Consider the following 12,948-nt stretch of genomic DNA (forward strand, 5'->3'; position numbering starts at 1 on the left):
GTTGATGATTGATGATCAGGCGGCGTCTGATGGTGGCAGGCGCTCGGCTTCGTATTCACCGGCGACGAGCAGTCGCCGCAGCAGTTTGCCGACCGGCGATTTGGGAATGGCGTCGACGAAGACGTAGCGTCGCGGCCGCTTGAAATTGGCAAGGCCCGTGGTCCGGCAGAACTGCTCCAGCTCGACGTCCGACACGGGGCGATTGCGCTTGACGAAGGCGGCAACGACCTTGCCCCATTTCTCGTCGGCGACGCCGACCACTGCGACCTCGTCGACCGCCGGATGCAGCGACAGGCAGCTCTCGATCTCGACCGGCGAGACGTTCTCGCCGCCGGTGATGATCATGTCGTCGACGCGCCCGGTGACGAACAGGTCGCCGTCGGGATCGACGAAGCCGGTATCGCCCGTAAAGTACCAGCCCTCGCGCAGCGACTTGGCGTCGGCTTCAGGGCGGCGCCAGTAGCCCTCGAAGGCCTCGTCGCCAGCGAGCGTCGCGATGATCTCGCCCTCCTCGCCGACCGCAGCAAGCTCCGCGACCGACTTCGCGCCGATGCGCACGACCTTGACGTGCTGGTTCAGCCCCGCCTTGCCGGCCGAGCCGGGCTTTGCGGCGGCGTTCTGGTCGATCGTAAAGGTGTAGATCTCGGAGCTGCCGTAGTGATTGACGAACAGCTCCGGCTTGAATGCCTCGTTCAGCTTCTTCAGCAAACCGTCGGTCATCGACGCGCCGGCAAAGCCGAGCTTGCGGACGCTGGAGACGTCGGTTTTGGAGAAGGCCTCGTGATGAACGAGGTCGTGATAGAGCGTCGGCACCAGATAGAGGTTGGTAATCTCCTCCTCCTCGATCAGCGCCAGCGCCTGGCGGCTGTCATAGCGCGGCAGGCAGATGAAGCTGCCGCCGATCAGCGACATCGCCAGCAGCGAGCGGACGCCCATGGTGTGGTAGAGCGGCATCACGCCGAGCGTGCGCTCGCCGCGGCCGTAGAGATTCTGCGCGACATGGGCGATCGCCGCGGCGCGTTCGGCCCGATGCCGCCGCGGCACGCCTTTTGGCCGCGAGGTCGTGCCCGACGTGTAGAGCATGATCGACCAGGCATCGGTGCCGACGCGCGGCTCGGCGTCCGGCGCGCCGTCCCTGATCAGATCGGCAAAGCTGGTGGCCTCCCCCGTCCCGGGATCGACGGAAACACGCAGCAGCTTGCCTGCCAACCCCGAGCCCTGCACCGCCTCGGCAGAGATATCCTGATAGACGATCGCGCAGGCTTCGGCGTTCTCGATGCAGTAATCGAGCTCGTCGGCCTTGGCGCGCCAGTTGATCGGCGTGATCACCAGGCCTGCGAACTGGCAGGCCCAGTGCAGCGTCGCCGCCTCCCAGCGGTTTTGCAGCAGCGTGACGACGTGATCGCCGGGCTTGAGGCCAAGGCGGTCGAACGACGCCACCAGTGCGGAGATCTCGCCGTACCATTGCCGGTAGGTCAGGCGCAGATCACCGTCGACAAGCGCAATCGCATGGGGATCGCGCGCGGCGCTGGCGATGAAGCTGCTGGCGAGATCAAGCATCGGACGTCTCTTTTTTGGATGAAGCGAGTTCGGCGGCGGCTTCGAGCGCCGCCTGGATGATCGGTGTGTAGCCGGTGCAGCGGCAGATATGCCCGCTGAGGAGGTCGCGGATCTCGGCCTCGGTCGGCACCGGGTTCCTGGCGAGATAGTGGTCGAGCGACATCAAAATGCCAGCGGTGCAGAAGCCGCACTGGAGCGCGTGGTTGCGGCGGAACGCCTGCTGCAGCACGCCGAGCCGGTCCGCCGACGGTGCGAGGCCCTCGACGGTCCTGAGCTCGCAACCATCGACCTGCGCAGCGAGCGTGAGGCACGACCGCGTCAGCATGCCGTCGACGACAACAGTGCAGGCGCCACAGACGCCGTGCTCGCAGCCGACATGGGTGCCGGTCGCGCCCAGCTGGTGGCGCAGGAAATCGGAGAGCAGCATGCGCGGCTCCGCCTCGCCCTCGACCGGCTTGCCGTTGAGCGAGAAACGGACGGCATGGCGCTGATCTGCCTTGAGACGCGTCATTGCAGCACCTCGCCGATCAGGTCGCGGCCGATCATGCGCACGAGGTCGCGCCGGTAGCGCGCGGTGGCGTGGACGTCGTCACGGGCGCCAAGCTCGTAAGCGAACGCGTTGAGGGCATCATCGAGCGCGCTGCCCTCCAGCCGCGGCCAGTCGCGCACGGTCGGAACGTCGGCGACGCCGCCAACGGCGATACGGACGCCCGTCGGTATCTTCATTGCCGCGCAGGCGACAATGGCGAAATCGCCATGGCGTCGCGCGACCTCGCGGAAGGCGAAGCGCGATCCCTTGACGGCGGGCAGCGAGATTCCTTCGATCAGTTCGTCATCGGCGCGCGCGGTCAGCATCATGCCGGCGAAGAAGTCCTTGGCGGCAACGCGCCGCCGCCGCTTGGCGCTGCGCAGCAACACCTCGCCGCCGAGCGCAACCAGCGTCAGCGGCATCTCGGCGCTGGGATCGGCGTGCGCGAGCGAGCCGCAGATGGTGCCTCGGCTGCGGGTCTGCACGTGCCCGACCCAAGGCAGCGCCAGCGCGACAAGCGGCAGCGCCTCGGCAAGGTCAGGCCATGCCAGGAGGTCGGCCTGGCGCACGCCGGCGCCGATGATGACGGCATCGGTCTTCCGCTCGATCCGGCGGAGCTCCTTCAGACGCATGATGTCGATCAGCAGCTTCGGCTTGGCGAGACGCATGTTGAGCATCGCCATCAGCGACTGCCCGCCCGCGAGCACGCGGGCATCGCCACCCTGCTGCGCGAGGCCTTCGAGGACCTCGCCGACGGTTTCGGCGCGGAGATAGTCGAATGCGGGCGGCTTCATCGGCGCCCCCCGAACAGGCTCGCCACCTTTGCCAGCAGCGCGAACAGCGAGAAGCCGCCCTTCGCACCACCGCCGCCAGCCTTGCGGGCCAGTGCGGTGAAGAACTGGCCGATGATCACGCGCGTCGCGCCATCGAGCAGGCGACCGCCGATGCTCGCCACCTTGCCGCCGATCGCGGCGTCGTAGCTGTAGCTGAGCCGCGTGCCACCGTTGCCGTCCGGTTCCAGCGTAATGCGTCCCTCCGCGTTGCCGAAGCCGAGTGCGCCGGTGGCTCCTCCGCGCAAGGTGACGGCGCGCGGCGGGTCGAGATCGAACAGCTCAACATCGGCGCGATAGCGTCCGCTGACGGGGCCGATGCCCAGCGTGACATCGGCGCGGAAATGCGTGTCGGTGATCTTGTCGACGCGCTGGCAGCCAGGAATGACCGATTGCAGGGTGGCGGGATCGAGCAGCATCGCCCAGACCTGCTCGGGCGCCCCCTTTACCGAGGCCTGTCCCTCGCCGCGCAAGCGCCGGTCGCCTTCGCGCACAGGCGCAGCCGTCGCGCCGCCAGCGGGAGGCGGCGGTTCGGCACCGCGCACCAGCTCTGCAAGTCGCGCCGGCACCAGCGGCAAGGTGATATCGGCAATGCCGAGCGCGTCCGCGACTGCATTGGCGAGGCAGACGGGTGTGGACATGCAATTGCCTTCGCCGACGCCCTTTGCACCGAGCGGCGTGAACGGCGACGGCGTCTCCATGTGGATGATCTGCGGCTCCGGCACCTCGGTCGTGGTCGGCAACAGATAGTCGGCGAGCGTTCCCGTCAGAAAGCTGCCGTCCTCGGCGTAGGCATATTCCTCAAAGAGCGCGGCGCCGAGCGCCTGGGTAAAGCCGCCGCGGATCTGGCCGTTGACCATGCCGGGATGCAGGATGGTGCCGCAGTCGTGCATGGTGACGTAGCGATCGATTCGCGTCTCCAGCGTCGTCGGATCGATCTCGACGCCGCAGAAATCGAAGATGAAGCCGTGGCAGAGCGAGGAGTTGATGCGGTCCTCGTCGTCGGGCGGCGTCAGTTCCGGCGGCGTCCAGAACACGGTCTCGCGGATGGTCTGGCCGGCATCATCAGGCAGCGAGCCCGGCGACCAATGGCTGAGCGCCGCGACGCGCGAGAACGCGATCCGGTTCTCCGGATTGTGCCTGGAGGCAACGAAGCCTTTCGCAAACACGATGTCGGCGGCTTCGACGTTCAACTGGCTTGCGGCGATGCGGGCGAGCCTGCCGGCGACGCGCTCGGCGGCGATCTTCGCGGTGCCCGCCACCGCCGCCGCAAAACGGCTGGCGTAATTGCCGGACGCGATCGACCAGGCGTCCTTGGCGGTGTCGATCTCGGTGTTGACGCGGATGTCCCTAGGCTGGAGACCGAAGACGTCGGCGACGACCTGCGACAGCACCGTGCGATGGCCCTGCCCCTGCGGCACGGAGGCGACGTGAACCGTGACGCTGCCGACCGGGTCGAGCCCGACGGTTGCGGTTGCCTGCGCGCCGTTCTTGGGACCTGCCTTGCGGCGCTCGGCCGCCGTCAGCACGGTGGTGATGTAGCCCATATTGGAGACGCTGGGCTCGACCACCGCGGTGAAGCCGATCCCGTAGAGCCGCCCCTGCGCTCGCGCCTCGTCCCGCTTCGCCTTGAGCTCAGCGAACCTGCCTTGCTCGACCGCAAGCGCGACGGCTTCCTGGTAGTTGCCGGAGTCGAGCAAGGCACCGGTCGCCGTGCGATACGGAAACGCGCCGGCGTCGATCAGATTGCGCTTGATGACATCGAGCGGATCGAGGCCAAGGCCGATCGCGATCCGCTGCACCAGGCGCTCCAGTGCGAAATAGACCTGCGGGCCGCCAAAGCCGCGGTTGAGACCGGTCGGTGTCTTGTTGGTGACGACGACGCGGTTGCGGATCTTGACGTGGCGGATGTCGTAGGCACCGGTCAGATTGCCGTGCATGCGATAGAGCGTCGCGGGTTCGGGCGCGCGCAAATGCGCGCCGCAATCCTCGACCTGGTCCCAGTCGAGCGCGAGGATCTTTCCGTCTGCTGCGACCGCCGCCGACAACGTCGTCGCGCGGTTGGTGGCCGACACCGAGGCAGTGAGATGCTCGAGCCGGTCCTCGATCCACTTCACCGGCCGTCCCGTGACGCGCGCGGCCGCCGCGATCAGCACGATGTAGGGAAACACCCCCTGCTTGACGCCAAAGCTGCCGCCGGAATCCGGCGGTGTACGCAGCCGCAGCCGGTTGCCCGGCACTTTTAGCGCGCGCGCAATCACCGTGTGGATGCTGAACGGGCCCTGGAAATTGGCGAGCACCTCATAGGCATCCTCGCCGGCATCGTGCGAGGCGACGACGCCATAGGTCTCGATCGGCGTGCAGGAATTGCGGGGATAGCGGATGTCGATGGAGAAGCGATGCGGCGCATCCGCAAAGGCCTTTTCAGGATCGCCGTAGCGGAAATGGCGGTCACTGGCGAGATTGCCGGGAAAGCCTTCGTGCAGCACCGGCGCGCCCGATACGAGCGTCCCGAGCGGATCGACGACAGCGGCACGCGGCCGATATTCGACGTTGATCAGCTCGGCCGCATCCTCGGCGCGCGCACGGTCAGTTGCGACGACCAAAGCGACCGGTTCGCCGACATAGCGCACGCGGTCCATCGCGATCGGCCAACACTCCACCGGCGCCTTCACGCCGACGACGAGGCTCGTCGTGACGGCCTTGACGTCGCTGCCGGTCAGAACCGCGGCAACGCCCGGCAGACGCTTGGCGGCTTCAACGTCGATCGAAAGAATATCGGCATGCGCATGCGGCGAGCGCAGGATCGTCGCGTGTAGCGTGCCGGGCTGGACACCGAGATCGTCGATGAAGCGGCCGCGGCCAGACAGCAGCGCGGCGTCTTCGACGCGCTCGATCGAACGCCCGACCCACGGCTCATCGCCACTTCCCGGATTTGCGGATTTGACCGCCTGCAACATGTCCCGGCATACCTCCCGACGCGTTCTTTGACGCGACGATGACGTTTGTCAGGACTGGGGGTGCGGGAGCCATACCGCCCGCTCTCACGACTTACCAAATCGTCTCATTCGAGAGCGTGCAGCGCAATATCGGCCCGCAAGACTCAACCCGCAAGACGCGAGACGTTGCGAAACTCGCGCGGGCTGACGCCGGCGTGATCGCGGAAGAAGCGCGTGAAATGCGCCGGTTCCGGAAACCCAAATCGCTCGCTGAGCTCGCCGAGCGGCGTGTCCTCGCGCATGACGGCGTCGAGCGCGCGCTCCATGCGGACGACATTGAGATACAGCTTTGGCGAGACGCCGAGCGAGGTCTCGAACAGGCGGAAGAACTGCGCGCGCGAGAGGCCTGCGCCCCTCACGAACTGATCGACGTTGGCATAGGAATCGTGCACGCGCATCGCGTCCATCGCGCGGCGGATGCGCCAATCGCAGCTCACCGCGCTCATGCCGCGGATCGTGGTCGGGAAGCTGCGCCAGGGCGTGAATCGCTCGATCACCGCGATCATGAGATCCGAGAGCGTCTGCTCGTGGGTCCGCACCGCATCCGGATTCGCCATCATTTCGGCCGCCAGATGCAGCGTGAGCTGACGGATGCGCGGCGACACCTCGCCCGACGGCCGCTCGAAAAAGCCCGGCGCACCGCTGGCCGCCCAGCCGGGACGGAACTCCTTCAGCCATTCCGGCTCGATATAGAGCGCCATGATCAGCGTGCGCGGGCGATTGGCGTCGTGCACATAGGCATGCGGCTTCCAGCCGTCGACGAGCACGGCGGCGGTGTCCGTCAGCGGCGTGACCCGGTCGCCCACAAGAAACTGCGTGTCGGAGCCCTCGACCTTGAGCAGGACGTGGCAGTGATGATGAGCGTGGCGGACCAGCGAACGGTCCATGTCGAGCAGAGCGACCCTGCCGAAAGCGCCATGAGCGATGCGCAGGGCCGTCGACATCAGTTCCTTCCTCCTGGCAGCGTTGCGCTGCAAAATGATTGCTTCATCGGCGCGGCACTATAGGCAGCACCCGCTTCATATTCCAACGGCGCAAACCGACGCAAGTTGCTTCCGAGCGGTAATCCGCTCATGCGCGCGTCTCCGAAAGAAACCGCGCGACCGCAGCGCCGGGCTCGGCCTGCAAGGCAGTGGCGAGATCGACCTCCTCCTCGCCCTTGACGCGAATGCGCTTGAAAGCGAGCTCGGGCGCGTTGACCGGCGCGGTCGCATCGAGACCCATCTTGGCGCTGATGCCGTTGTCGGTGGTCGGATCGAGCTTGGAGCCGAGCGCGCCGGCGACGACCATGAGGTCGCGGTCGGCCTGGAAGCGCGTCGCCACCGCCCATTCGATTTCCTCGGACGAGGAGATGTCGACGTCCTTGTCCACCACGATCACCTGCTTGATGTCGTAATGGGCGCCGAAGGCGCACATCATGATGTTCTTCGGCTCGCCGTCGTTCGCCTTGTCGATCTTGATCGCGAGGTGGTAGCGGCAGGTGCCGCCGCGCGTCAGGCGAACGTCGATCACGCCAGGAAAACTGCGCCGCAGATGCTGGAGCAGCGTCGCCTCGCGCGGCACGCCGCCGAGGATCAGGTGCTCAAAACCGCCGCCCACGATGGTATGGAAGATCGGTTTCGCACGATGCGTGATCGCATCGACCTCGATCACCTCGCGATTGGCGCGCGGACCATAATATTGGGGGAATTCGCCGAACGGACCTTCCGGTTCGCGCACGCCCTGAAGAATGCGTCCCTCGATGACGATCTCCGCGTGGGCGGGCACGCGGACTGAATTGGTGCGGCACTTCACGACGTCGACGGGCGCTCCGAGCAACGCACCGGCAATCGCCATCTCGTCCTCGTCAAGCGCGGCGATCGCCTGCGAGGCCAACATCAAGGCCGGATGCGCGCCGATCACGATCGCGATCTCCAGCGCCTGGCCCAGCTCCTCCGCGAGGCGGTAGTAGGAGAAGGTGTGCCGCGGCAGCAGCAGCACGCCGATGCGGTTCTTGCTGCTGATCTGACAGCGGTGGATCGAGACGTTCTGTACGCCGGTCTTCGGGTTGCGCGCGATCAGCAGGCCGGCCGTGATGTAGGGGCCGCTGTCGCGCTCATTGTGCTTGGGCACCGGGAGTTGGCGCAGCAGATCGACGTCCTCGTGGACGACGTCCTGCACCGGTCCGCTCGCGACCTCATGCGTCGGCAGCGGATGGCTTGCGGCAGCCAGGAACCGTGGCAGCAACTGGTCCTCGGTCACGCCGATGGAATCGGCGACCCAGTCGCGGCCAGCAAAGAGGTTTGCGACAACAGGAATCTCGTGCCCGTCGGGGCGCGGAAACAGCACGGCGCTATCGCGCTCCAGCCGCTTGGCGACGGCGGCGAGCTCGTCAGCCAGCCCAATGCCCTCGCGGGCGATCGCGAGCTTGCCGCGCTCGGCGAGAAACGCGAGCCAGGCGCGCAGATCGGCGGGCGCGTTCGCGCCTCTCCTCGCAACATTTTCCATTCGCATACGGGTCATTCCTCAGGTCTTCAGGTCAAGGCACGATCTTGCGCAGCGGCGGCGAGCGGCGCTTGAGCGCCTCGTCCTCGCCCCAGCGGCGCACAACGCCGATATCGATGTCGAACAGGTCGAGCACACGGCCGACGGTGTGCTCGACCATGTCGTCGAGGTTCTCGGGTTTTGCGTAGAAGGCCGGCACGGGCGGGGCGATGATCGCGCCCATCTCCGACAGGGCCGTCATCGTCCTGAGATGCCCGGTGTGCAGCGGCGTCTCGCGCACCATCAGCACCAGCCGCCGGCGCTCCTTGAGCACGACGTCGGCAGCGCGGGTCAAAAGCGTCGTGGTCACGCCGGAGGCGATCTCGGACATCGAGCGCATCGAGCACGGCGCCACGATCATGCCGGCGGTGCGGAACGAGCCGCTGGAGATCGCCGAGGCCATGTCGTCGATCGCATGGCAGACATTGGCGAGCTCCCTCACCTCCGCGATCTTCAGGTCGGTCTCGTAGGCAAAGGTCAGCTCAGCGGTCTTCGACATCACCAGATGCGTCTCGACGCCGGCATTGCGCAGGAGCTGCAGCAGGCGCACGCCATAGGTGACGCCGGAGGCGCCGGAAATGCCGATGATCATCCGCTTGGGTGTGGCGTCCTGCATATATCTGATTTCGCTCCCAGACGGCGCGGCCCTCGAGGCCTCGCGGTCCGCCACGAGACTAGGCAATCCCACCCATCACTACAAATAATGATTGATTATATCATCCATCATCTGTGATGATGGCCTCGCGCAAGGAACAGCGAACAAAGGACAGCTCCGTGGAACTCAGGCAGATGCAATATTTCCTTTGCCTGGCCGAGGAAAAGAACGTCACCCGCGCCGCGCGCCAGCTCAACATCGTGCAGCCGGCGCTGAGCATGCAGATCGCCAAGCTCGAGGCCGAGCTCGGCCAAAAGCTGTTCGACCGCAGCGCCCAGGGCATGAATCTGACCAGCGCCGGCGAGGCGCTGGTGCGGCTGACCGCGCCGATCGTGCGTGACGCCGAGTACGCGCGGCAGGAGATGGCGCAGCTCGGCGGGCGCATTTCGGGGCGGGTCTCGGTCGGCCTCATCACGTCGGTGGCGCAGAGCACTATGGCCAGTTCGTCGGCGACGGTCGCCAGTCGTTATCCCGAGATCACGCTGTCCGCCTGCGAGGGCTATACCGAGACGCTGGTCGACTGGGTCAACACCGGCCAGCTCGATTTCGCGCTGATCAACGTGCCGCGCCGGAAGACGCCGCTGGCCGCGCATCACATCATGGATGAGGAGATGGTGTTCGCCTGCCGCAAGGACAGCCCGGTCAGGCCACCGGCAAAGCTGCGCTTCGACCACATCGCGAATTTCGACCTCGTGCTGCCGTCCAAGCGCCACGGCCTGCGGCTGATCCTGGATGAGCACGCCGCCGCCGTCGGCATCGACCTGCGGCCGCGGCTCGAGCTCGACACCCTCCCCGCGCTCTGCGACGTGATCGCGACCACCGACTTTGCCACAGTGCTGCCGACCATCGCGCTCCGGCAATCGCTCGCGAGCGGCGCCATCCGGGCGCATCGCTTCGACCAGCAACGGATCGTGCGCTCGATTGCCTGGGTGCATCACCCGCGGCGAGCGGTGTCGGTCGCGGCCAAGGCGGTGCTCGATGTCATCAGCCACGATCTTGCGCAAGCGGCCGCCGTCGCGAGAGAGTTTGTGGAGCCATTCATCGGCAGCACGACCTCATCGCCCCGCAAGGCGCGCAGCAAGACGCGGCGGAAAGCGATCTCTTGAGTGCAGGATTTCTGCTCGGACAAGATGTCGCGCCCACTGCAAAATGAGACGGGTTGGTAAGTTTTGAGACGTGCAGGCATGACGGTCGTAGCGGCCTGCTAACTACGGTCCAGGCGCAGAAAAACGCGACCTGGCGCTCATCCCCGACGACTCCCGTCCCGGACGCTCCCTGGGCTCGCAGAACAAGACACAGTCGGGAGATTCAGTCCGAGATGGCACGGTTCGGTCGCAGCAAGATCACAGATGGCGCTCACCAGGAGAGCGAGGGATTTCGTCCTGACCGGAGGTCGCTGCTCACGCTCGGTGGTGGCGCCCTGCTCGCAGCAACGGGAATGCGGCATGCAAACGCGCAAGACTATCCGACCCGCCCGGTCCAGGTGCTTGTGCCCTTCGCCGGCGGCAGCGCCAGCGACGTCATCACCCGCATCCTGCTCAACCGCATGTCCATGTCACTCGGGCAGGCCTTCGTGGTCGACAACCGCCCCGGCGCCGGCGGCAATAACGGCACCGCGGCTGCGGCGCATGCCGCACCCGACGGCTACACGCTCCTTATGAGCACCTCCGGTCCACTGGCCGCGAACAAGTCGCTTTACAAGGAGCTGCCCTACGATCCGCAGAAGGATCTCGTCCCGATCGGCCTGTTCGCGACGTTACCGAATGTCATCGTGATCAATTCGAGGCTGCCACCGAAATCACTGAACGAGCTGATCGACTATGCCAAGGCGCATCCGCGGGAGCTGAACTACGGAACGGTCGGCGTCGGCTCGTCGCAGCATCTGGCTGCCGCCTATTTCGAGCAGCTCACGGGCACCGAGATCACGCACGTTCCCTATCGCAATATCGCCGCCTATACGCCGGACTTCATCGCGGGCCAGGTCCCGCTTGGCTTCCAGCTCTTGCCGAACGTCATCAGCCTGATCAAAAGCGGCGATGCACGCCCGCTCGCGGTGGCCAGCGACAAGCGCATGACCGCGCTGCCGGATGTACCGACCGCAGCGGAGGCGGGCCTCAAGAATTACGAGAGCGCCGCTTGGCTTGCTCTGCTCGCGCCCGCGAGCACAGGCAAGGCCGTGCTCGACAGGCTCTATGCGGCAATGGCGGAAGCCGTGAACGATCCGAAGGTGCGTGCCCTCTTCGTCGAGCAAGGCGCCGAGCCCATGGTGATGGACCCACAAGGCCTGAAGGATTTCATGACATCGGAAACGACGAAATGGGCCGCGGTCATCAAGAAGATCGGCATCGAGCCGATGTAACCCCGAGCTTTTGTGCAATTATCGGCATCGTCCGGATGATCCATCCGCGATAGCTCGCCAAAAAGCGCCTCCAACTTACGCTGCCGTGAAGGGCCGCAGATCCATGTGCCGGTTGACATCCTTATAGAGGAGATAACGGAACCGACTTGGGCCCCCGGCGTAGCACGCCTGCGGACAGAACGCCCGCAGCCACATAAAATCTCCTGCCTCGACCTCGACCCAGTCCTGGTTGAGCCGGTAGACGGCCTTGCCCTCCAGAACGTAAAGACCGTGCTCCATGACATGGGTCTCTGTGAAGGGGATAGATGCGCCCGGCTCGAACGTGACAATATTGATGTGCATGTCATATCGGATATCGGCCGGATCGATGAAGCGTGTGGTCCTCCATCTCCCATCCGCATCTGGCATTAGCGTCGGTGCGACCGAGTCCTCGTTGGTCACGATGACGTCGGGGTGAGCAAGCCCCGGTACGCCCTGATACAGCTTGCGGATCCAATGAAAATGCGCGGGGCTCGAGCCGCGATTGCGAATGCTCCAGCCGCGGCCGGGTGGAAGATAGGCAAAGCCCCCGGGTCGCAGCTCCCGCTCCTTGTCCGCCACCTCGAGGCTCAATTTGCCACCCGCGACGAACAGCGCGCCTTCGGCATCCTTGTCCGGCTCCGGCAACTCGCTTCCCCCACCCGGTGCCACCTCCATAAGATAATGGGAAAATGTCTCGGCGAAGCCGGAGAGCGGTCGCGCCAGCACCCACACACGCGTGTTATCCCAATGCGGCAGATGGCTGACGACGATATCGCGCTGCACACCGCCGGGTATGACCGCATATGCGTTCGTGAAGACCGCCCGGCCGCTCAAGAGCTCCGTCTGGGCCGGATGGCCGCCCTGCGGCACGTGATAGGTTTGCGATGGCATGGACGTGGCCTCCGATAGGTTTCCCGTGTGGTGTGTCGTTGCGCGGCTCTGCTTGCCGCGCGTCATTTTCCGAGAATGCTGTCCGGCGCAAGATCGAGCTGCATCACCTCTTCCAGCCAATATTCCTCAAGATTGTCGCCCCCGCCCTTCCGGTCGACGACGAAGAACGGACTGGAGTCTTCCAGAACAAGCAGCGGATGGTGCCAGCAGTTGCGGGCATAGTTTACGCCCTGGTGTCCCGTTGCAGCGAAGGCCCGATAAGTCGAGGCGATATGCGGATTCGTGCAGACGACGATCAACCAGTCCTTGCGGTTCAAGGGCATGAACAATTGACTTCCAAGCGGATGGCGCTCCATCAACCGGATCGCGATCGGCGCAGGCCGGGTGGAGGCGACAAACCAACTGATGTTGATCTGTCCGCCTTGCGCGGTGACGTCGATCGTGGCGAGATCGTTGAAGCGCCGGGCAAAGCCTTCGTTGATCGGCAGGGGCGTCAACCCATCCGTATCGACGACATCGCCAAACGGCGCAAATGCCTTCCTCGTTAGAGGCTCAATCGAAAGCGTCAGCATCGCCATATT

At 65.5% G+C, this 12,948-nt stretch carries 11 protein-coding genes; 2 read left to right on the plus strand and 9 right to left on the minus strand.

Annotation, left to right across the window (positions count from 1 at the left end):
• Window positions 1-15: 15 nt before the first annotated feature.
• The 7 genes from CT676_RS24880 to CT676_RS24910 all read right to left on the minus strand — a co-directional run bounded on the left by CT676_RS24880 (window position 16) and on the right by CT676_RS24910 (window position 9,057).
• Entirely contained in the window at window positions 16-1,560 is a 1,545-nt protein-coding gene (locus CT676_RS24880; protein WP_085404184.1) for an AMP-binding protein, read from the minus strand.
• Window positions 1,553-2,071 carry a (2Fe-2S)-binding protein gene (locus tag CT676_RS24885; RefSeq protein ID WP_085404185.1) on the minus strand — a complete coding sequence of 173 codons (519 nt, stop codon included), beginning with the start codon at window positions 2,069-2,071 and terminating at the stop codon, window positions 1,553-1,555. The genes CT676_RS24880 and CT676_RS24885 overlap by 8 nt, the downstream gene beginning before the upstream one ends.
• Window positions 2,068-2,883, minus strand: a complete 816-nt coding sequence (locus tag CT676_RS24890; RefSeq protein WP_085404186.1) for an FAD binding domain-containing protein — start codon at window positions 2,881-2,883, stop codon at window positions 2,068-2,070. The genes CT676_RS24885 and CT676_RS24890 overlap by 4 nt, the downstream gene beginning before the upstream one ends.
• The gene (locus tag CT676_RS24895) at window positions 2,880-5,879 is read right to left on the minus strand and encodes a molybdopterin cofactor-binding domain-containing protein (protein WP_085404187.1); all 3,000 of its coding nucleotides are present in this window, start codon (window positions 5,877-5,879) and stop codon (window positions 2,880-2,882) included. The genes CT676_RS24890 and CT676_RS24895 overlap by 4 nt, the downstream gene beginning before the upstream one ends.
• Window positions 5,880-6,022: 143 nt before the next feature.
• On the minus strand, window positions 6,023-6,862 hold the full coding sequence (locus tag CT676_RS24900; protein WP_085404188.1) for a helix-turn-helix transcriptional regulator: 840 nt from the start codon (window positions 6,860-6,862) through the stop codon (window positions 6,023-6,025).
• A 127-nt stretch (window positions 6,863-6,989) separates the two neighbouring features.
• Complete coding sequence (locus tag CT676_RS24905; protein WP_085404189.1) at window positions 6,990-8,411, minus strand: UbiD family decarboxylase; 1,422 nt, start codon at window positions 8,409-8,411, stop codon at window positions 6,990-6,992.
• Window positions 8,412-8,436: 25 nt separating this feature from the next.
• Complete coding sequence (locus CT676_RS24910) at window positions 8,437-9,057, minus strand: UbiX family flavin prenyltransferase (RefSeq protein WP_085404190.1); 621 nt, start codon at window positions 9,055-9,057, stop codon at window positions 8,437-8,439.
• Window positions 9,058-9,230: 173 nt separating this feature from the next.
• Between CT676_RS24910 and CT676_RS24915 the strand changes: the two genes are divergently transcribed.
• Together CT676_RS24915 and CT676_RS24920 are read left to right on the plus strand one after the other, a co-directional pair.
• Window positions 9,231-10,202 (plus strand): LysR family transcriptional regulator, encoded by a 972-nt coding sequence (locus tag CT676_RS24915; RefSeq protein ID WP_085404216.1) that lies wholly within the window; start codon window positions 9,231-9,233, stop codon window positions 10,200-10,202.
• 212 nt (window positions 10,203-10,414) lie between these two features.
• On the plus strand, window positions 10,415-11,455 hold the full coding sequence (locus CT676_RS24920) for a tripartite tricarboxylate transporter substrate binding protein (protein ID WP_085404191.1): 1,041 nt from the start codon (window positions 10,415-10,417) through the stop codon (window positions 11,453-11,455).
• Window positions 11,456-11,530: 75 nt separating this feature from the next.
• Here CT676_RS24920 and CT676_RS24925 read toward each other — a convergent pair whose 3' ends face one another.
• On the minus strand, window positions 11,531-12,367 hold the full coding sequence (locus CT676_RS24925; RefSeq protein ID WP_085404217.1) for a bifunctional allantoicase/(S)-ureidoglycine aminohydrolase: 837 nt from the start codon (window positions 12,365-12,367) through the stop codon (window positions 11,531-11,533).
• A gap of 62 nt (window positions 12,368-12,429) precedes the next feature.
• Window positions 12,430-12,939 carry an ureidoglycolate lyase gene (locus tag CT676_RS24930; protein ID WP_085404218.1) on the minus strand — a complete coding sequence of 170 codons (510 nt, stop codon included), beginning with the start codon at window positions 12,937-12,939 and terminating at the stop codon, window positions 12,430-12,432.
• Window positions 12,940-12,948: the final 9 nt, after the last annotated feature.

The sequence above is a fragment of the Bradyrhizobium sp. MOS001 genome, from assembly GCF_004634465.1.
In the GTDB taxonomy this organism is placed as follows: domain Bacteria; phylum Pseudomonadota; class Alphaproteobacteria; order Rhizobiales; family Xanthobacteraceae; genus Bradyrhizobium; species Bradyrhizobium barranii.